Annotated in this window: 15 protein-coding genes; 5 read left to right on the forward strand and 10 right to left on the reverse strand. The window is 74.0% G+C overall.

The window, feature by feature from the left end; translation table 11 throughout:
- Positions 1–411 precede the first annotated feature (411 nt).
- The 3 genes from KO717_RS07970 to KO717_RS07980 form a co-directional block, all read right to left on the reverse strand.
- Entirely contained in the window at positions 412–1413 is a 1002-nt protein-coding gene (locus KO717_RS07970; protein ID WP_301365391.1) for a ketopantoate reductase family protein, read from the reverse strand.
- A 77-nt stretch (positions 1414–1490) separates the two neighbouring features.
- On the reverse strand, positions 1491–2249 hold the full coding sequence (locus tag KO717_RS07975) for a DsbA family protein (RefSeq protein ID WP_301365393.1): 759 nt from the start codon (positions 2247–2249) through the stop codon (positions 1491–1493).
- Between the two features lie 72 nt (positions 2250–2321).
- Positions 2322–2882 carry a DUF1697 domain-containing protein gene (locus tag KO717_RS07980; RefSeq protein ID WP_301365395.1) on the reverse strand — a complete coding sequence of 187 codons (561 nt, stop codon included), beginning with the start codon at positions 2880–2882 and terminating at the stop codon, positions 2322–2324.
- A 56-nt stretch (positions 2883–2938) separates the two neighbouring features.
- Here KO717_RS07980 and KO717_RS07985 point away from each other — a divergent pair, with 56 nt between their 5' ends.
- Positions 2939–3397 carry a maleylpyruvate isomerase N-terminal domain-containing protein gene (locus tag KO717_RS07985; protein WP_301365396.1) on the forward strand — a complete coding sequence of 153 codons (459 nt, stop codon included), beginning with the start codon at positions 2939–2941 and terminating at the stop codon, positions 3395–3397.
- 81 nt (positions 3398–3478) lie between these two features.
- Here the strand turns inward: KO717_RS07985 and mgt are convergent, their stop codons facing one another.
- Together mgt and KO717_RS07995 are read right to left on the reverse strand one after the other, a co-directional pair.
- Positions 3479–4681, reverse strand: a complete 1203-nt coding sequence (gene mgt / locus KO717_RS07990; RefSeq protein ID WP_301365398.1) for a macrolide-inactivating glycosyltransferase — start codon at positions 4679–4681, stop codon at positions 3479–3481.
- A 50-nt stretch (positions 4682–4731) separates the two neighbouring features.
- The gene (locus tag KO717_RS07995; RefSeq protein WP_301365400.1) at positions 4732–6921 is read right to left on the reverse strand and encodes an FUSC family protein; all 2190 of its coding nucleotides are present in this window, start codon (positions 6919–6921) and stop codon (positions 4732–4734) included.
- A gap of 84 nt (positions 6922–7005) precedes the next feature.
- Between KO717_RS07995 and KO717_RS08000 the strand changes: the two genes are divergently transcribed.
- Positions 7006–7878, forward strand: coding sequence for a phosphotransferase enzyme family protein (locus KO717_RS08000; protein WP_301365402.1), 873 nt, complete (start codon positions 7006–7008; stop codon positions 7876–7878).
- Between the two features lie 26 nt (positions 7879–7904).
- Here KO717_RS08000 and KO717_RS08005 read toward each other — a convergent pair whose 3' ends face one another.
- From KO717_RS08005 to KO717_RS08015, 3 genes are all read right to left on the reverse strand, one after another.
- Positions 7905–8624, reverse strand: coding sequence for a 3'-5' exonuclease (locus KO717_RS08005; protein ID WP_301374413.1), 720 nt, complete (start codon positions 8622–8624; stop codon positions 7905–7907).
- A 113-nt stretch (positions 8625–8737) separates the two neighbouring features.
- Positions 8738–8929 carry a hypothetical protein gene (locus tag KO717_RS08010; RefSeq protein WP_301365404.1) on the reverse strand — a complete coding sequence of 64 codons (192 nt, stop codon included), beginning with the start codon at positions 8927–8929 and terminating at the stop codon, positions 8738–8740.
- 224 nt (positions 8930–9153) lie between these two features.
- Positions 9154–10431: an SAV2148 family HEPN domain-containing protein gene (locus tag KO717_RS08015; protein ID WP_301365406.1), complete on the reverse strand. Its 1278-nt coding sequence runs from the start codon at positions 10429–10431 to the stop codon at positions 9154–9156.
- 288 nt (positions 10432–10719) lie between these two features.
- Between KO717_RS08015 and glgX the strand changes: the two genes are divergently transcribed.
- Positions 10720–12834 (forward strand): glycogen debranching protein GlgX, encoded by a 2115-nt coding sequence (glgX, locus tag KO717_RS08020; protein WP_301365408.1) that lies wholly within the window; start codon positions 10720–10722, stop codon positions 12832–12834.
- Here glgX and KO717_RS08025 read toward each other — a convergent pair.
- Complete coding sequence (locus KO717_RS08025; RefSeq protein WP_301365411.1) at positions 12819–14108, reverse strand: MFS transporter; 1290 nt, start codon at positions 14106–14108, stop codon at positions 12819–12821. The two genes, glgX and KO717_RS08025, sit on opposite strands and share 16 nt — an antisense overlap.
- Positions 14109–14190: 82 nt before the next feature.
- Here KO717_RS08025 and treY point away from each other — a divergent pair, with 82 nt between their 5' ends.
- A complete protein-coding gene (gene treY, locus KO717_RS08030; protein ID WP_301365413.1) occupies positions 14191–16461 on the forward strand; it encodes a malto-oligosyltrehalose synthase in 2271 nt (756 codons plus the stop codon).
- Between the two features lie 3 nt (positions 16462–16464).
- Here the strand turns inward: treY and KO717_RS08035 are convergent, their stop codons facing one another.
- Positions 16465–17394 (reverse strand): LysR family transcriptional regulator, encoded by a 930-nt coding sequence (locus KO717_RS08035; RefSeq protein ID WP_301365415.1) that lies wholly within the window; start codon positions 17392–17394, stop codon positions 16465–16467.
- A gap of 83 nt (positions 17395–17477) precedes the next feature.
- On the opposite strand from KO717_RS08035, the gene lpdA reads away from it, so the two are divergent.
- Positions 17478–18890, forward strand: a complete 1413-nt coding sequence (gene lpdA, locus KO717_RS08040) for a dihydrolipoyl dehydrogenase (protein WP_301365417.1) — start codon at positions 17478–17480, stop codon at positions 18888–18890.
- Positions 18891–18933 lie beyond the last annotated feature (43 nt).

Here is an 18933-nt window from a genome sequence, read left to right on the forward strand (position 1 = left end):
TATCCCCGACCGGCCCCGCCCCGCCAAGCGCAGCCGCCAGGCCGTCTCTCTCGGCCGGAGCGGTGGTGACCGTCCTGACGTCCGCCGGCTGGTGGCTCCACGGGGCCGACCAGGAACTGGACGGAAAGGCTCCGGTCTCCTGCGGCGAGGCGGTCCGCTTCCTTCAAGCCGCCCGTCCCCCCGAGACTGCACGGAACGAGCGGTGCACGAAGGGCCAGTGGCGGACCACTTGGTACAACATCTACTTCCAGACCTCGCCGGCGGAGGTGTGGGCACGTCGAACTGACGGCTTCCGGCGGATCTACGGACTCAGCGGGCAGGGCCACCGTGTCGGCGTCCCGGTGCGGTACTTGACCGCGATCGCATCGGCCACCTGCCGGCGATCCCGTCCGATGATCTCGAGGAAACGGCCTAGACGCGGGCCGCCGCCTCGTCCGCGAGGGCCGTCAGGTCCACGGCGGACATCGCGCCCGGCGGCAGGCCCTCCCGGGCGAAGATGTTCGCCGCGTGCCGCAGGACGTCGTTGACCGGGGTCGGCACCCCGTGCAGCCGGCCCAGCAGGGAGATCTCCCCGTTGAGGTAGTCCGCCTCCACCGAGCCCGTGCCCCGCGCCAGGCTCTGCCAGGACGAGCCGCCCCGCACCCCTGCCGGCTGGTTCACCTTGCCCTCGCGCGCCGACGCCTGCTCGGCGTCCGAGGCGTAGGCGATGCCCGCCGCGCCGAAGGCGGCCTTGCCCTCACGGACGGCCCGCAGGAGCAGCGCGGCCTTCACCGGGTCCGGCTCCGGTCCGGTCGTCGCCTGGATCGCGTTGCCCAGGTTCCCGAGCAGCTTCGCGTACTTCCACCGCATCACGTCCTGGGTCGGCGGCGCCTCGAAGCCGGCCTTGCCGAGGTCGGCCGCGACGGCCCGGGACACGGCGTCCGTGCCGCCCGCCGCCCGGCCCACGTGCAGGACCCCGGTCAGCGGCGCGCACAGCGCCGAGACCACGCCCGGCTCCAGGAAGGTGGCGGGCAGCCATACGCACACCCCGTACACGCGCGCGAAGCGCCGTAGCGCCAGCCGCTCGCTCTCCACGCCGTTCTGTGCACACAGCACCGGCAGCCGCTGCGCGGCCGTACCGCCGCCCGCGACCTCCGCGTCGCCCCACGCGTCGAGCGCGGCGATGGCGTCCTGGGTCTTCACGGACAGCAACAGCACGTCGTCCGGGCGCAGTTCACCCAGTTCGTCCGGTCCGGTGACGACGGGCAGCCGGTGCACCCGGGTCCCGTCGGCCGTCGTGAGCCGCAGCCCCTCGGTCCGCAGGGCCTGCGCGTGCGCGCCGCGGGCGACGAGTACGACCTCGCCGCCCGCCTCCGCGAGCCGTCCGCCGATGGTGGCGCCGACCGCGCCCGCGCCGATGATGATGTAACGCATGCCACGAGCCTGGCACATCCGGCCCGCCGGGTCGCCGCCGGGGCACGGCGAACTTCCGTGCCGCCGCGGGACGCGCCCTACACGCGGTAGTTCTGCCAGCCGACGGGATCGATCCGGACGATGTTCAGCAGATCCGAGGCGAGCTGCTCCTCGAAGAGGAATCCCCAGAACTGCTCGGGGACCATCTTGGAGTTGATCACGACGGCGGGGGTGCCCGGTCCGATCGGGTCGTCGCCCGTCTGCCGGTACGCCGACTGTGAGGCGGTGACGAAGTCCTGGTACTTCATGGTGGACACCGCGGTGTCGAAGGCCTCGCCGCGCAGACCTGGCACCTGCTCGGCCAGCGCGAGCAGACGCTCCGTGGTGAAGCCGCCCGACTCCTCGACCGCCGTCTGGTTCCCGATCAGCACGGCGTGGTACTCGGCGAACTTCTGCCCGTCCAGCGCTGCGCGAAGGGCGTTGACGGCGCGCTTGGAGCCGTCACCGCCCAGCCTGTCGTCCTTGAAGGAGGCGAAGGTGTACTCCGTCCTCACCTGACGCCTGAACGTCTGCGCGCGGATCGCCTTGGCTCCGGTCGACTCGAAGTCCAGCACGACCGGGCACCGCGGGTCCTCGTAGAGCCGGACGACCGTCTTCGCGAGCGGGTCCCCCACCGTGATCGTCGTGCCGTCCGCCGCCAGGGCCTCGGGCAGGTCGGTGATCCCCGCGTACGAAGCCGGCGGCGCGGCCCCGGTCGACGAGGTGGCGGACACCCCCTGCCCGCAGCCGGCCGCGGCCACCGCGAGCGCACCCCACGCAACCGCGGCGGCCAGCCGTCTGACTGTTCTGATCTGCATCTTTTCCCCTCCCGATGAACGCCCGAACTCTAGACGTCCACCGGCCCGGGGCGCACTGCTGTTTGTACGCGGTCAGACCGCGGTCAGCTCCACGAGCTTGGCGAGGGTGTTCCAGTTGCGGGTGGTCACGTCGATGCCCTTGACGACGGCGGGCTTGGCGAGGGCCTCGGCGAGCTTGGAGCGGCCCAGGCCCTCGGGGACGTAGAGGTACAGGACGCGCTCGCCGATCCGGTACTCCTCGGGGAGGTACGCCGCCCCGTCGAGCGCGGCGAACCGCTCCGGGCCGGGCTGTTCGGAGCAGAAGGTGACGTGCAGCTGCTTGCCCTCCAGCTCCGCGGCCGGGAACGGACAGGCCTCGGCGACGGCACGCAGGTATGCGCCGTCCAGCACCAGGCAGGCCACGCGGAAGCCGAAGTGGGCCTCGATGGCCGCCTCCAGTTCCCGGGCGAGGGCCGTAGGGTCCTGCTGCGCGCTGCTGAAGACGGCGTTGCCGCTCTGCAGGTACGTCGCCACGTCGCCGTGCCCGAGCCCCTCCAGCAGCGCACGCAGCTCCGCCATCGGGACCTTCTTGTTCCCGCCGACATTGATCCCGCGCAGCAGGGCCGCGTACTTCTTCGTCGCCTTCTTCGTCATGGGCGCACCTTAGAGGAGCCGCCACGACGCCTGGACTCGTCCGGCCTACCGGCACGGTGCAGCTCGGTCAGCAGCTCCTGGGTACGGGCCGGCGCTGGTGGGCCGCAATCGTCGCCGCGGGCCCGGCCGAGGCTCCGCCGGCCAAGGATGCCGCGCAGGCGCCGCGCGAGCTCGAGGCGCTGCTGGCCTGGTACGCCGAGTCGAACGAGCTGCTGCTCGGTGCGCTGCGCGAGGCCGGCCCGGAGCGCGAGTGCTGGACGTGGTGGGCCGCCGGCGCGTCGCCGACGCATGCCTGGGGCGTTGCCCGGCGCCGGGTGCACGAGGTGCTCGTGCACACCTACGACGCCCAGCTCGGCGCAGGCGCCGTGCAGCCGATGCCGGCGGACGTCGCGATCGACGGCGTGGCCGGGCAGCTGCTCCTCTACGTCTGGGGCCGCCTCACGCTGAGCGGCCTGAAGATCGAGGGCGACCAGCAGGTGTTCGAGCAGCTGATCGCCTGGGAGCCCGAGGAGTAGCCGGTCCGTACCGCCGGCGGACGGCCTTGATGGCGTCCGCCTCGGTGGACATCGCGGACAGCTCCGTGTCCGCGCGGCCGCCTACGGCAGTTCGGCCTCGATGAGGTCGGCCGCCTCCCGTGTGCCGCCCTCGGTCGCCATCTGCGCGCGGACGGCCTCCGCGCGGGCGGCGACCTCGGGGTCGGCGACCAGCTGGAGGACCGCCTCGCGCAGGGTCGCCGCGTCGGCGTCCGCCATCGGGACGTGCCGGGCCACGCCGAGGGAGACGAGCATGTCGGCGTTGCCGAACTGGTCGACGGCCTGCGGGACGGCGACCATCGGGGTGGCGGTGGCGAGCCCCTCCTGGCTGCCGCCGGCGCCCGCGTGGGTGATGAAGGCGTCGGCCCGGCGCAGGATGTCCAGCTGGGGAACCCAGCGGTGGACCTCTGCGTTGGCGGGGACGGGGCCCAGGTCCGCCTCGACGGTGAACTTGCCGATCTGGAGGACGAGATACCAGTCGGGCAGGTCCGCGAAGGCCTCGATGCAGGCGCGGTAGAAGGCCGTCTGTTTGGTGAAGGCGGAGCCGAGCGAGACGAGCACGATCTTCTTGCCCTCGGCGGCCGGGGGACTGTGCCAGGTGCCCTGGGTGGCGCTGCGGTCGCCCTGGCAGGCACCGACGAAGGTGTACACGGACCCGTCGACCCGGTCGGCGTGCGGCTGCAACACCCGCGGGATGAGGACGATGCTGCGCCGCGGGCGGCCCTGGAAGCGGTCGACGTCGTCGCCGAGGCCGTTCCCGGCGAGCCAGGCCGCGAAGGCCTCGTAGTAGGCCCGGCCGCGCTCGGAGGCCTTCAGCCCGGCGAACATCGGCTCGGCCACCTCCTGCTCGTATCCGTCCCAGGCGACCAGGTTCGGGGAGAGGGAGACGGCCGGGACGCCCCAGCGATGGGCGAGCACGGGCGCCGGGTAGGAGGTGATGTCGTGGAGCACGAGGTCCGGCTCGTCTCCCTCGAAGGCGGCGGCGAGCTGCGGGAGCGCCTGGACGGCGTCCTTCAGGAACGGCTCCAGGTTGTCGATGAGCTCGGTGCCCCAGGCCTCCGGCTCGTCGTCGGTCGGGAGTGTGGAGGTGTAGATCACGGGCGTGGCGCCGGTCTCCGCGACCTTCCCGGCGAAGGAGGCCGGGATGGCGTAGCTGACGCGGTGGCCCCGGGCCACGAGTTCGCGGATCACCTCGATGCTCGGGTTCACGTGCCCGTGGGCGGCGATGGAGAACATGGCGATGTGGGCGGGCTCGGCTGCAGTCATGATCGAACCATAAGCGAGACGATACGTCTCGTGCAATCTCTTTCCCGGTCTCAGGAAGGCCCGGCACCCCCGGCACCCCCGGCATCCCCGGCCGCGCCGGCCGCACCCGGCGAGCCGTTCGGACCCGCTGCGCCGGTCGGGTGATCCGAGCCCGTCATGCGGTCGACGTCGACGTTCAGCGAGTCCAGCCAGGCGAGCGCGGCGAAGAACCGCGGCGAGGAGACCCCCGGCGGCTCGTCCGCCGCGGACCCGCCGGGCGGCGGTGCGCTCAGCGGATCCGCGGCCTCCGCCGGAGCCGCCCCCACCCGCTCGGCAGCCTCCCGCATGCGCGTGGCCACCCCGGTCGCCCGGCCGTCCAGCCGGGCGCCGTTCGCCGGCCCCACCGCAGGACCTCCCCGGACGAAGAGCCGACGCGAGCCCCACAGCGTGTGATGGCCCGACATCATGGCCGCGTGCCAGTCCGTCCTGGGGTTCTCGGAGGTCCGGGGCTCGCTCTGGTGCTGCGCGAACGCGGTCTCCGCCATGATCAGCGCGTGCTGGAGCGGCCGGTCGTCGGGGACGTGCCCGGGCCCGCCCTCCCTCACGGCGGCCGTGGTGCGCTCGACCGTCTCGGCCTCCGTCGTCAGCAGCAGGGCGACCGCCCGGTGCAGCTCCCGCTGCGCCCCGCGCGGCCAGGCGAGCACCCCGAACACGACGCCGATCAGGCTGCCGATGATCACATCCAGGATCCTGACCTCGGCCAGCTGCCAGGTCACCGGCGCCAGCTGGGCGAAGACGAAGGCCACCACGAGGGTGAACAGGCCCTGGGCCCAGCCCACGCCCCGGACCGGCCCGACCCGGAACGCGGTGAGCATCACGAACGGCAGGGCGATCGCGTAGACGGTGGTGTGTCCGCCGATCAGGGCCAGCAGCAGCCCGGTGGCCAGGGCGCCGAGCATGGTGCCGGTGATCGCCACGCGGACGGTCGCCCGCGTCTGGGCGGCGGTGGTCCGGGTCAGGCTGAGGACGGCCAGCATCGCCCAGAAGCCGTGGGGCAGCGAGTCCACGCCCGCGACCGTACGGGCGGCCGCCAGCGCGAGGCTGATCCGGACGGCGTTCTGGAAGTACACGGAGCGCGGCCCGGCGTGGCCCGCCAGCCGGTGCCACCACAGGCGCGGCGCGCGTTTGCCCGCGTACCAGAACCGGCCCGAATCGACGTCTTCGGGCACCCGCGCGCGGCGGCCCCGTACCGCCAGCTCGGCCGCTGTCGCCAGGGCCACGGCCGCGTCCGTCACCTCCAGCAGCGCCGCCCGGCGCCGCCCCCGCGCGGCGGTCGTGGGCGCCTCCCGCGCGGCCGACGCGGCGGCCTGCTCCCGTACGCGGCGCAGGGCGTCGGCCGCTTCGGTCGTATCGCCCCTGCCGTCCAGCAGAGCGGCGGTCTCGGTGACGGCCCGGCCGACCGCGGTCAGTATCTCGGGCTCCTGCGCCATCGGCACCGGGGGCGGCGGTGGCGGCGGAAGGTTCACGAGGCGGGCGAGGAGCGTGCGGGCGGCCAGGCCCGCGTGGGACAGAGCCCGGTCCCGCAGGCCCGGCCCGGCGGGGCGGTCGGCCTCGTCGGTCCGGAAGGGCCGCAGCGACTCGCCGGCCGCCCGCGCCGACTCCGCCGAGGCGGCGGACAGCGTGTACGGGGCGCGGCCCAGCTCGGCGACGCAGCGGGCGGCGGTGCCGGACACACCGGCGGCCAGCCGGCGGTAGGTGGGCCCGGGCTCCTCGGGCAGCACGAACGCCTCGGCGAGGACGAGCAGCAGCAGGCCGAAGGTGGCCCCCGCGAGCCGTTCGACGAGGGTGTCCGGTGCGTAGGGCGGGAAGCACGGCAGGATGTAGAGCAGCTGCAGTCCTGGGGCCGCGCCCGCCGCGCGGGGCCCGGCCGCCGCCACGAAGGCCAGGGCGAAGCCGATGAGGAGCATGCCGGCCACGGCGCTCCAGGTCCGGATCGCCAGGTAGGTGCCGATGGTCAGCAGCACCCAGGCCACCGGCGTCGCCTTGACCATGACGGCCGCCCGCTGGCGCCCGGTGCCGGGGATGTGGGAGAGGGCCGCCATCGACACCGCGGCGAACAGCGCGTACGTCGCCGCCACCGGCCGGTCCAGCGCGTACAGGCACACGAAGAACGAGACGCACGCGGAGAGGGTGGTGCGCAGGGCGCGCCGCGTCACGACCGAGGGACCCCGGCCGGCGCGTCCGTCATGTTCGGCGCACATGTCTCCAGGATCGGGCCACCTGCCGGAAGCCACCACATACTGACGTGCGGAAGTGGTTGCACGGCGAGGGGCGGGAGCGGCGGTATGGACGAGGCACGGGCGAGGAACGTACTGGCGGCCGCGGGCCTGACCGGGGGCGTGCCCGGGGGTCCCGGGGATGCGGTCCTCCTCGCGCTCGGCGAGAACGCGGTCTTCGCCGTCGGCGACCTGGTGGTGAAGGTGGGCCGGGAGGCGGCTCTGCTGGAGCGGGCCGAGCGGGAACTCGCGGTGGCCGCCTGGTTCGCCGCGTCCGGGATCCCGGCGGTTCGCGCGGCCGAGCCGAAGCCGCGGCTGGTGGACGGGCACCCGCTGACCCTGTGGCACCGGCTCCCGGACGCCGTGCGGCCGGCCGGGCCCGGGGACCTGGCGGCGCTGCTGCGCCTCGTGCACGCCCTGCCCGAGCCGCCGTTCGCCCTGCCCGCACGGGACCTGCTGGACGGGGTCGAGCGCTGGCTGCGGCTGGCGGGGGACGCCGTCGACCCGGCCGACGCGGCCTATCTGCGGGCCCGCCGGGACGCCTGCGCCGCTGAGCTCGCGGCCCTGACCCCCCGGCTACCCCCGGGCCCGGTGCACGGCGACGCCCTGCCCCGCAACGTCCACGTGGGCCCCGACGGCCCGGCCCTGGTCGACCTGGAGACCGTGTCGGCCGATCTGCGCGAGCACGACCTGGTGGTGATGGCGCTCTCCCGCGACCGGTACGGCATGCCAGCCGAGGAGTACGAGGCCTTCGTGACGGCGTACGGGTGGGACGTCCGCGACTGGGAGGGCTGCGCGGTCCTGCGCGGCGCCCGGGAGACGGCCAGCTGCGCCTGGGTCGCTCAGCACGCCCCGGCCGACCCGAGGGCCCTGGCCGAATTCCGCCGCCGCGTGACCTCCCTCAGGGAGGGCGACCGGGAATCTCGGTGGCGCTCCTTCTAGGAAAACGCCCAGGAGTGTCTTGCCGGTCAGGCCGGGACCAGGCCCCGCAGCGGCCAGGCCTCGTCGATCACCGCGTCCGGGGTGCCCTGGCGGCGCAGGTACGACTGGAAGTCCCGGGCCCAGCGGGCGTGCCAGGTGCTCTGCCGCGCGTGCAGGTCGGCCGGGGTGAGCGCGGCCACCTGCGGATGCCGCTCGGCTATCGCCCGGGCCACCTGCACCGCGGCCAGTGCGTCCGCCCCGGCGTCGTGCGCGTCGTCGAGGGTGACCCCGTACACCCCGCAGACCGCCTCCAGGGTCCGCTTGCCCCGCCGGTAGCGGTCCACGGCCCGGTCGATGGTCAGCGGGTCCACCACCGGCCCGGTCTGTGCCCCGCCCAGCCGGTCGGCCAGTGAGGGCAGCCCGTGCCGGGCCAGCTCGGCCGTCAGCAGGGTCAGGTCGAAGGCCGCGTTGTACGCGACCACCACCGCGCCGGCGCGCCAGTGGCCGACCAGGGCCTCGGCGACCTCGTCCGCGACCTCGCGCACCGGACGCCCCTCGGCGACCGCGCGCTCCGTGCTGATCCCGTGGATCGCCGAGGCTCCTTCCGGGATCGGTATCCCCGGGTCCGCGAGCCAGCCGCGCCGCTCGCGCACCGCTCCGGCCCGCACCTCGACCAGGGCCGCCGTCACGATCCGCGATTCCCCCGGCTCCGTGCCGGTCGTCTCCAGGTCGAATCCGATCAGCACACCGCCGTGCCAGTCCCCCATGCCGTGCCAGTCCTCCACCCCGTGCCCCTCCCCCGTACAACGCCTTCGGTCAACGGGTTTCAGCCTGCCACGGGCCACTGACAGCCAGGCCGCCGGGGCCGCCGGGGCGTGGATCAGAGGCCCAGGGTCAGCCATCCGGAAGTCTGCCGGTAGGCCCGGCCCAGCAGCGCGCGGCCGCGCAGGCCGGCCCGCCAGGCGAACACGGACGCGAGGAGGTGGACGACCGCGACGGGCCCGCCGACCCACAGGGCGGCGGCCGCCGGACTCCCGAACCGGCCGACGGCCACGGCGGCGACGAGCGCCACGCACAGTCCTGCGTGCCCCTCGCCCCTGCCGGAGCGGAACACCTCCGCCCGGGCCTCCCGGTCCGCCCTCAGCCCCGCCTCGTACCGTTCCCGCGCCTTCTCCGGATCCGCGCGCTTTCCTCAGGGCCAAGCTCCGGCACCGTTCCCCGCCCCCTCGTCGGTCGTGCCGCGTAGGTCGTGCCGCGTAGGTCGTGCCGCGTCGCGCCCCGTCGCCCGTGCCCGTGTCAGGACACCGGCCGGGAGTCCTCCCACATCGACTCGAACTCTTCCCGGTACGTCGTGAACAGCCCGTGCTCCGCGTCCTTCGGCACCCCGCGACCGCCGCCCCGCAGCACCAGGACGGGCGACTCCATGCCGCGCGCCCTGCGCAGGTAGGACTGGACCACCGCGATGCCGGAGGACTGCCCCTCCACCAGGTAGGCGGTGAACCGCGGGGTCTCGTCGAAGACGTGGATCTCGAAGCGGGAGGGGTCCCGCAGACCCGCCCGGACCCGGCGGACGTGGAGGATGTTCATCTCCACCGAGCGGCTCAGCTCGCCCTTGCGCAGACCCAGTTCCCGCTCGCGCCGCTTCACGGCGCTGCTCGCCGGGTTCAGGAACAGCAGCCGCACCCGGCACCCGGCCTCCGTGAGCCGGACGAGTCTTCGGCCCGAGAAGTTCTGAACCAGCAGGTTGAGCCCTATGCCGATGGCGTCGAGCCGGCGCGCGCCCCCGAAGAGGTCCTCGGCCGGGAGCTGGCGCTGCAGTCGTACCCGGTCGGGGTGGACCGAGATGACGTCCGCGTACCGGTCGCCCACCAGGTCTTCGACGGCGTCGATCGGCAGTCGCTCCGCGGAGGGGCTGCCGGATACCCCGCCCAGTACCTCCAGCAGGCGCGCCGAGGCCCGCTCCGCCTGCTCCAGCACGGGCCGCGACAGCGCCCGGTTGCGGGAGACGACGTTGCGGGTGACCTCCAGCTCGTCCAGGGCCAGCTCGATCTCGCGCCGGTCGTCGAAGTACGGCTCGAAGCACGGCCAGTGCTGGACCATCAGCTCCCGCAGCTGGGGCAGGGTCAGGAAACTCAGCACGTTGTCGTCGGCGGAGTCGAGCAGGTAGCCCTTGCGCCGGCTGACCTCGCGCACGGCCACGGCCCGCTGGACCCATTCCTGCCCGGCGGGCCCGGCGGCCGCGACGACCCAGTCGTCCGTGCCGTGCACCGGTTCGTAGATCGGCCGGAGCACTGCCCCGACCACGGCGCGCAGCCGCTGTTCGATGAGATTCAGCCAGATGTAGGCACGGCCGGCCCGCTGTGCCCGGGTCCGGACCTCGCTCCAGGCCTCCGTGCCCCAGTCCAGCTCCACGCCGGTCCCCGCGTTCCCGGCCGTCGCCGGTCCGCCCGCCAGGGAGACCGCCCCGGCCGGGATCCCCGCGGGTGTCCCGCCGGGGACACCCCCTGGGGCGTCCGCCGGGCCACCCTCGTGACTGCTGTCACCAGGGGGCAGCTCCAGACCTCCCGAGCTCACCCGTGCACCGCCTTCTGCGTCTGGACGCCCGTCTCCAGTGATCACGGAAGGGTACTCCGCGCGCACGGCCCGGTGCAGCCCGACGGCCCGTACAGAGGCTGTCCGTTGACCCATTATCCGATGCACAGACAGTCCGCTGACCCGCATATCAGCTCTGCGGGTCACCCGGTAGGACCCCTCCCAAGTCCGCGCTTGCGGCCCCTCTTTCGGGGAAGATCTGGCAGGGACTTGGGTCCACGCCGGGTCTAGCCGGGACATCTTCGGGCAACGAGGGAAGAGTCGTTATCTATGCAGGTCTGGCCGGGACAGGCGTATCCGCTGGGTGCCACGTACGACGGCGCCGGCACCAATTTCGCGGTCTACTCGGAGGCCGCCCGACGCATCGAGCTGTGTCTCCTGCACGACGACGGGTCGGAATCGGCCGTGGAGCTGCGCGAGACGGACGCCTTCGTCCGCCACGCGTACCTGCCCGGCGTCATGCCGGGCCAGCGCTACGGATTCCGGGTGCACGGCCCGTACGAGCCCGAGCGCGGCCGGCGCTGCAACGCGGCGAAGCTGCTGCTGGACCCGTACGCACGGGCCATTAGCGGCCGGGTCAGCTGGAACGAGGCGGTGTACGGATACCACTTCGGCCGGCCGGACTCGCGCAACGACCTGGACTCCGCCCCGCACACGATGAGCTCGGTGGTGGTGAACCCGTACTTCGACTGGGCCAACGACCGGCCGCCGCGCCACGAGTACCACCACACCGTGCTGTACGAGGCCCACGTCAAGGGTCTGACCATGCACCATCCGGACCTCCCCGAGGAGCTGCGCGGCACCTACGGGGCGCTGGCGCACCCGGCGGTCATCGGCCACCTCGCCAAGCTCGGGGTGACGGCGCTGGAGCTGATGCCGGTCCACCAGTTCGTCAACGACCACCGGCTGGTCAACGACGGGCTGAGCAACTACTGGGGCTACAACACCATCGGTTTCTTCGCCCCGCACAACGGCTATGCCTCGGGCGACCGCGGCCAGCAGGTGCTGGAGTTCAAGTCGGCGGTCCGGGCGCTGCACGAGGCCGGCATCGAGGTGATCCTCGACGTGGTCTACAACCACACCGCCGAGGGGAACCACCTGGGCCCGACGCTGTCCTTCCGGGGGCTGGACAACGCCTCGTACTACCGGCTGGCGGACGATCCGCGCCACTACATGGACACCACCGGCACCGGGAACTCGCTGCTGATGCGCTCCCCGCACGTGCTCCAGCTGATCATGGACTCGCTGCGCTACTGGGTCACCGAGATGCATGTGGACGGCTTCCGTTTCGACCTGGCGGCGACGCTGGCCCGCCAGTTCCACGAGGTGGACCGGCTGTCCTCGTTCTTCGACCTGGTCCAGCAGGATCCGGTGGTCAGCCAGGTGAAGCTCATCGCGGAGCCCTGGGACCTGGGCGAGGGCGGCTACCAGGTGGGCAATTTCCCGCCGCTGTGGACCGAGTGGAACGGCAAGTACCGGGACACCGTGCGGGACCTGTGGCGCGGGCAGCCGCGCACGCTCGCGGAGTTCGCAGGAAGGCTGACGGGCTCCTCGGACCTCTACCAGGACGACGGGCGGCGCCCGCTGGCGTCGATCAACTTCACCACCTGCCACGACGGTTTCACCCTGAACGACCTGGTCTCGTACGACGAGAAGCACAACGAGGCCAACCGGGAGGGCAATCGGGACGGCGAGACCCACAACCGCTCCTGGAACTGCGGGGTGGAGGGGCCCACCGAGGATCCGGAGATCCTGGAGCTGCGCGAACGCCAGATGCGCAATTTCACGGCCACCCTGATGCTGTCGCAGGGGGTGCCGATGCTCAGCCACGGCGACGAGTTCGGCCGCACCCAGCAGGGGAACAACAACGCCTACTGCCAGGACAACGAGTTGAGCTGGGTGCGCTGGCCGGAGCCCGGCAAACCGGCGCCGTCCCTGCTGGAGTTCACCCGGCGGATGGTGTGGCTGCGCCGCGACCACCCGGTCTTCCGGCGGCGCCGGTTCTTCCACGGGCGGCCGGTGGAGGGCACGCACGACGAGCTGTCGGACATCGCCTGGTTCACCCCGCACGGGGAGGAGATGCGGGCGCGGGACTGGCAGGCGCAGCACGCGAAGGCGCTGACCGTCTTCCTCAACGGGGAGGCGATCTCCGAGCCGGGCACCCGCGGGGAGCGGATCACGGACGACTCGTTCCTGCTGATGTTCAACGCGGGCGCGGAGCTGCAGGACTTCACCGTTCCGGCGGGGCACGGCGCGCAGTGGCGGCTGGTGGTGGACACGGCGCGGGCGGACGTACTGCCACCCGGCACCGGGCCGCAGTTCGCGGCCGGTGACCGGGTGGCGCTGACGGGGCGGTGCCTGGTGGTGCTTCAGCGCCCGGCGTAGGCGGCGCCGCTCCCTTCCGTCGCCGGGGCGGTGCCGGTCCGCGGTCCCGGGATGCTCACCCCTGCGGTGTGCGTCCGGTCGGCGGGCACCTTGGTGACGAGGGCGAGGAGCAGGCAGAGCGCGGCCGCCCCGACGGCCACGGCGAAGGCCCCGTCGGGGCCGTACGCCTCGGCGAGGCGCCCGCAGGCGACGAGGGCGGTGGCTTGCCCGGCCACCAGGCAGCTGGCGGCGAAGGCCATCGAGGTGGAGAGCCGGGCCGGGTCCACGGCCCGCTCGGTGAGCGCGAACGCGGTGATCAGATGGGGTGCGTAGGCGGCACCCAGGACGGTGACGACGGCGTACAGCGGCCACAGGCTGTCGGTGAACAGCAGGGGCGCCGAGAGCACCAGGGCCGCGCCGGTCGCCACCCGCCAGCGCAGCCGCAGCCCGAAGCGGGCGGGCAGCGCGCCGAGGGAGATGCCGACGACCGCGCTGACGACGCCCATGGCGGAGTAGACGACGGCGGCCTGGCCGGGGACGCCGAGCCGGATGGTGAGCGCGGTGATGCCCGCCTGGCAGGCGCCGAACATCGCTCCCTGGAGGGCGAGGGATCCGCGTACGGCGTGGACCACGCCGGGCGGCCGGACCCGGCTTCCCGGGCGCCGGTCCCGCGCGGGTGCCCCGGCCGTGACGGCGGCGGTCGGGTGCAGCGCGTAGATCGTGCCGAAGACGGCGACGAGGCCGGCCGCGCCGGCGAGGGCGACGGCCGGGTGTGCGAGGAGAGCGGCGAGTCCGACGAGGGCGGGTCCGAAGACGAAGGAGACCTCGTCCAGGGTGCCTTCGAGCGCGTGGACGGCGCCGACGACGCTCTCGTCGGACTTGGCCCGGTGCGCCAGGGCCACCGAGCGGGTACGGGCGAGCGGTCCGATCAGCGGTACGGAGGCTCCGGTGAGGGCGCCGATCGCGGCGAGCGGGACGGTGGCCAGGTGCGTGAGCGCCCCGGCGACCAGGGCGGCGGTGGCCACGGCGTTGACGGCGGCCGCGGTCAGGACCACCGGGCGCTGCCCGTGGCGGTCGGCGAGCCAGCCGAGGACGGGTCCGAAGAGGACCTGTCCGATGGAGAGGGTGCCGCCGACCGTGCCGGCGGTGGCGAGGGAGCCGCTGGTCTGGGCGACCAGCAGGAAGCTGCCGAACTGGGACATCGCGACGGGCAGTCGGGCGAGGAATGAGACGAGCGGAAGTAGGGGCCCGGTCAGGGCGATGACTTTTCGATAGGTGCTGACGGTTCCAACCACTTGATCGACATTAACCCGGCGCAGTCACTCGGATGCATTGGGTAATGGCACGGAATCCGGCAGGTTGGGTACGTACGTTCTCATGAGCCAGCCGCACGCGACCCCCGAATCGGAATCTGACGTTCCGACACCAGTCACTCCGACGTCGACCTACCGCCTCCAGCTGCGCCCGGAGTTCCCCTTCGCGGCGGCCGAGGAAGCCGTACCGTACATCGCTTCGCTCGGCGTGTCGCACCTGCACCTCTCTCCGGTCCTGGAAGCGGTGCCCGGCTCGACGCACGGCTACGACGTCACCGACCACTCCCGCGTGCGGGCCGAACTCGGCGGCGAGCCGGGCCTGCGGGCCCTGGCCGGGGCCGCCCGGGCGCACGGGCTCGGGCTGGTCCTCGACATCGTGCCCAACCACATGGCGGTCCCGACCCCGCTGCGGCTGAACCGGCCCCTGTGGGAGGTGCTGCGCGAGGGCCCCGGCTCGCCCTACGCCCGCTGGTTCGACATCGACTGGGAGGCGGGCGGCGGGCAGGTACTGCTTCCGGTGCTGGCCGGGCCGGTGGAGTCCTGCGAGCTGTGGGCCGACGGCGAGGTGCTGCGCTACGGGGAGCAGCAGTTCCCGCTGCGGGAAGGGACCTCGGGGCTGGCGCTGCCCGAGCTGCTCGCCGCGCAGTGGTACCGGCCGGCCTGGTGGCGCGAAGCCCGTACCTCGCTCAACTACCGGCGCTTCTTCACCATTTCGGAGCTCATCGGGGTCCGGGTGGAGGACCCGGAGGTGTTCACGGCCACCCATGCGAAGGTGCTGGAGCTGGTCCGGGACGGGGTGGCGGACGGGCTGCGGATCGACCACGTGGACGGCCTGGCGGACCCGGAGCAGTACCTGCGCCGGCTGCGGGCGGCGGCGGGCGACGGCTGCTGGGTGGTGGTCGAGAAGATCCTGGCCCGCGAGGAGCGGCTGCCGTCCGCCTGGCCGGTGGCGGGGACCACCGGCTACGACGCCCTGCACCGGGTGGACGGGGTGTTCACCGACCCCGAGGGCGCCGCCGAGCTGGCGGCCCGGTACGGGGAGAGCACCGGGCTGCCCCGCTGGCCGGAGGCGGCCCGGACCTCCGCCCGGGAGGTGCTGACCGGCGACCTGGCCGCCGAACTGGGGGCGCTGGAGCGGCAGGCCGGTCCCGGTCTTGCCGCAGCGGTACGGGAGTTGCTGATCGCCTTCCCCGTCTACCGGCCGTATCCCGGGGAGCCGGAGCTGCCGCCGCAGGCCCTGGAGCAGGCGGCCGCGGCGGCCGGCCCGGGCCCGGTGGCCGCCGTACGGGAGCTGCTGCTGCGGGATCCGGCCTTCGCCGCCCGCTTCGCCCAGACCTCGGCGGCCCTGCGCGCCAAGTCCCTGGAGGACCGGGCCTTCTACCGGTACGCGCCGCTGCTGTCGGCCACCGAGGTCGGCGGGGAGCCGGGGCGGCCGGCGGTGTCGGCGGCGGAGTTCCACGCGTACTGCGCCGCCCTGGCCCGGGAGTGGCCGGCGGCCGGGACGGTCCTGTCCACGCACGACACCAAGCGCAGCGCGGACGTCCGCGCCCGGATCGCGGCGCTGACCCAGGCGCCGGAGCTGATGGGGCGCCCCGAGGGGCCCGACCCCCAGCTGGCCTGGGTGGCCCGGCAGACCGCGCTGGGGCTCGGCCGGGTCCACGAGGCCGGGCCGCGGCTGGCCGACGCACTGCTCAAGGCGGTCCGCGAGGCGGCCCTGCACACCAGCTGGACCGAACGGGACGAGGAGTACGAGGCGGGCGTGGCCGGATACGTCCGGGCCCCGCTCGACCTCCCGGCGGAACTGGCCGGGGCGGCCCGCGCGAACCTCCTCGGCATGACCCTGCTGCACCTGGCGATGCCGGGGGTCCCGGAGATCTACCAGGGCGCGGAGACGGAGTACCGGGCCCTGGTGGACCCCGACAACCGGCGTCCGGCCCGCTTCCCCCGCCGGGCACTGGCCCGGCTGGACACGGGGGCCGCCCCCGGGGACCCGGCCGAGGAGAAACTGGGGCTCACGGCCACCCTGCTACGGCTGCGCCGTAACCGGCCGGAGCTCTTCCGGGGCTATGCGCCGGTCCTCGCCCGGGGCCCGGCCGCCGACCATCTGCTGGCCTTCACCCGGGCCCCCGGACTGCTGGTGGCGGCCACCCGGCTCTCCCACCGGCTGGCGGCGTCGGGCGGCTGGCGGGACACCCGCCTGCACCTGCCGCCCGGCACCTGGACCCGTCTCGCCCCCGTCTCCCCGCGCGCGGACTCCCCCGTGTCGCACAGCGGTCCGGCCGATGTGGCCGCCCTGCTGGACGGCCATCCGGTGGGTGTCTGGCTGCGCCGGTGATCCTCACTGCGGCGGACCGCCGGGGCAGCCCGGATCCGCCGCGGCCCGGGCACCGGACCCGGACCCGGTACCGATCAGCTCCGCGAAGGCGGCCGCGGCCCCGGTCAGCGGGACCCGGGAGAAGACCGCCAGGGGCCGGTGCCACGGCGGGTCGAGGGAGAGCAGGACGCAGTCCTCGCCGACCGCGCCGCGGACCATGTGGGCCGGGGCCATGACGACGCCCACCCCGGCGGCCGCCATCCGCACCGCCGTCGAGGTGTGCTCCGTACGCAGCACCGTGTGCGGGGTGAAACCGAGCGCCCCGCACGCCCGGTCGAGCACCAGGACGCCGTCGACCAGGGGTTCCATCGCGCAGCGGATCCAGTCGCGGTGGGCGAGTTCGGCGAGGGCGACGGCCGTGCGGCCGGCCAGCGGATCGTCGAAGGGGACGACGATGACCAGTTCCTCCCGGCCGATCCGCAGCAGCGGCCCCAGCCAGCCCGCGGGCTCCGGGCCCACCGCGAGGTCGGCGACGCCCCGTTCCAGCTGCTCCTCCAGGGCCTCGGTGCTGCCGTACTCACGCAGCACCAGGGACACCCCCGGATGCAGGGACCGCCAGCGGGCGGCGACGCCCGGGAGCAGGCCGACGGCCAGCGCGTGCACGGTGGCGATGTGCAGTTCGCCGCCGGCCACCCCGGCGGCGGCGCGGGCGGCCCGCTCGGCCTGACGGGCGCTGCGGACGGCGAGCTGCGCGTGCGGCAGGAAGGCGCGGCCCATGGGGGTGAGCCGGACCCCGCGGGGCATCCGCTCCAGCAGCGCGCCGCCCACGGACCGCTCCAGGGCCTTGACCTGGTGGGACAGGGCGGGCTGCGTGACGTGCAGACCGTCCGCGGCGCGGGTGAAGGAGGACTCCTCCACGACGGCCAGGAAGTACTCCATCTGGCGCAGGCTCATGACCTCGAAGCATAAAGATCCTGCATGACCTTCAGAAGATCATTTCCTTGGACTTGACCCAACGGGCGGTGGAGGCTGGCGACATGACCAACGACAGCGCAGTGGATGTGATCGTGATCGGCGGCGGTACGGGCGGCTACAGCACCGCCCTGCGCGCCTCGGCCCTGGGCCTGAGCGTCCTGCTCGCGGAACGCGACAAGGTCGGCGGGACCTGCCTGCACCGGGGCTGCATCCCCAGCAAGGCCATGCTGCACGCGGCGGAACTCGTCGACGGCATAGCCGAGGCGCGCGAGCGCTGGGGGGTCCGGGCGAGCGTGGAGTCGGTCGACTGGCCGGCCCTGACCGCCACCCGCGACGACATCGTCTCCCGCAACCACAAGGGTGTGGAAGGGCACTTGGAGCACGCAGGGGTGCGGGTGGTGCGCAGAGGCGCCCGGTTGACGGGGCCGCGCTCGGTACGGACCGAGGACGGGCGGGAGTTCACCGCCACCCGCGGGATCGTGCTGGCCACCGGGTCCCGGCCGCGTAGCCTGCCCGGCCTGGAGCCCGACGGCCACACGGTGGTGACCAGTGACGACGCGCTGTTCGCGCCCGGCCTGCCCGCTTCGGTGCTGGTGCTGGGCGGCGGGGCGATCGGGGTCGAGTACGCGTCCTTCCACCGTTCCATGGGCGCCGAGGTGACCCTGGTCGAGGCCGCGGACCGGCTGGTCCCGCTGGAGGACACGGACGTGTCCCGGCACCTGGCGCGGGGCCTGAAGAAGCGCGGGATCGACGTGCAGACCGGGGCCCGGCTGGAGGGCGCCGAGCGGCTCGCCTCCGGCGGCGTCCGGGCCACCGTGCGCACCGCGCGGGGGGAGCTGCGGGAGATCGGGGCGGAGCGCCTGCTGGTGGCGGTCGGGCGGGTCCCGGTGACCGACGGCCTGGACCTCGCGGCGGCCGGACTGGCCACCGACGGGCGGGGGTTCGTGGCCCCGGCCGACTGGTCCCGGCTGGAGACCGCCGTCCCGGGGATCCATGTGGTGGGCGACCTGCTGCCGCCGCCCTCGCTCGGGCTGGCGCACGCCTCCTTCGCGGAGGGCCTGCTGGTCGCGGAGACCCTGGCCGGGGTGGCGAGCGCGCCGGTGGACTACGCGGCGGTGCCGCGGGTGACCTACTCGGCCCCGCAGACCGCCGCCGTCGGGCTGACGGAGGCGCAGGCGCGCGAGGCGGCGTACGACGTGGTGGTGAACACGATGCCGCTGACCGCCGTGGCCAAGGGCATGGTGCACGGGCAGGGCGGCACGGTGAAGGTGGTCGCCGAGCGGCACGGGCGGGTGCTCGGCGTGCACCTGGTGGGGCCGCACGTGTCGGAGATGATCGCGGAGAGCCAGCTGATCGTGGGCTGGGACGCGGAACCGGGCGATGTGGCACGGCACGTCCACGCCCACCCGACGCTGTCGGAGGCGGTCGGGGAGGCCTTCCTCAGCCTGGCGGGCCGCGGACTGCACCAGCAGTAGCCCGGCTCCCCGGGAGGGGCCCGCCGGCACCGGGCTCCGGGCC

This window comes from Streptomyces xanthophaeus, from assembly GCF_030440515.1.
GTDB lineage: Bacteria > Actinomycetota > Actinomycetes > Streptomycetales > Streptomycetaceae > Streptomyces > Streptomyces kutzneri.

Excerpts from the sequence above, each read along its gene's own strand:
- mgt (WP_301365398.1), bottom strand. The coding sequence starts at position 4,681 with ATGACTGCAGCCGAGCCCGCCCACATCGCCATGTTCTCCATCGCCGCC.
- KO717_RS07975 (WP_301365393.1), bottom strand. The coding sequence starts at position 2,249 with ATGCAGATCAGAACAGTCAGACGGCTGGCCGCCGCGGTTGCGTGGGGT.
- KO717_RS07995 (WP_301365400.1), bottom strand. The coding sequence starts at position 6,921 with ATGTGCGCCGAACATGACGGACGCGCCGGCCGGGGTCCCTCGGTCGTG.
- KO717_RS07970 (WP_301365391.1), bottom strand. The coding sequence starts at position 1,413 with ATGCGTTACATCATCATCGGCGCGGGCGCGGTCGGCGCCACCATCGGC.
- glgX (WP_301365408.1), top strand. The coding sequence starts at position 10,720 with ATGCAGGTCTGGCCGGGACAGGCGTATCCGCTGGGTGCCACGTACGAC.
- KO717_RS08035 (WP_301365415.1), bottom strand. The coding sequence starts at position 17,394 with ATGAGCCTGCGCCAGATGGAGTACTTCCTGGCCGTCGTGGAGGAGTCC.
- KO717_RS08000 (WP_301365402.1), top strand. The coding sequence starts at position 7,006 with ATGGACGAGGCACGGGCGAGGAACGTACTGGCGGCCGCGGGCCTGACC.
- KO717_RS08005 (WP_301374413.1), bottom strand. The coding sequence starts at position 8,624 with ATGGGGGACTGGCACGGCGGTGTGCTGATCGGATTCGACCTGGAGACG.
- treY (WP_301365413.1), top strand. The coding sequence starts at position 14,191 with ATGAGCCAGCCGCACGCGACCCCCGAATCGGAATCTGACGTTCCGACA.
- KO717_RS07980 (WP_301365395.1), bottom strand. The coding sequence starts at position 2,882 with ATGACGAAGAAGGCGACGAAGAAGTACGCGGCCCTGCTGCGCGGGATC.
- lpdA (WP_301365417.1), top strand. The coding sequence starts at position 17,478 with ATGACCAACGACAGCGCAGTGGATGTGATCGTGATCGGCGGCGGTACG.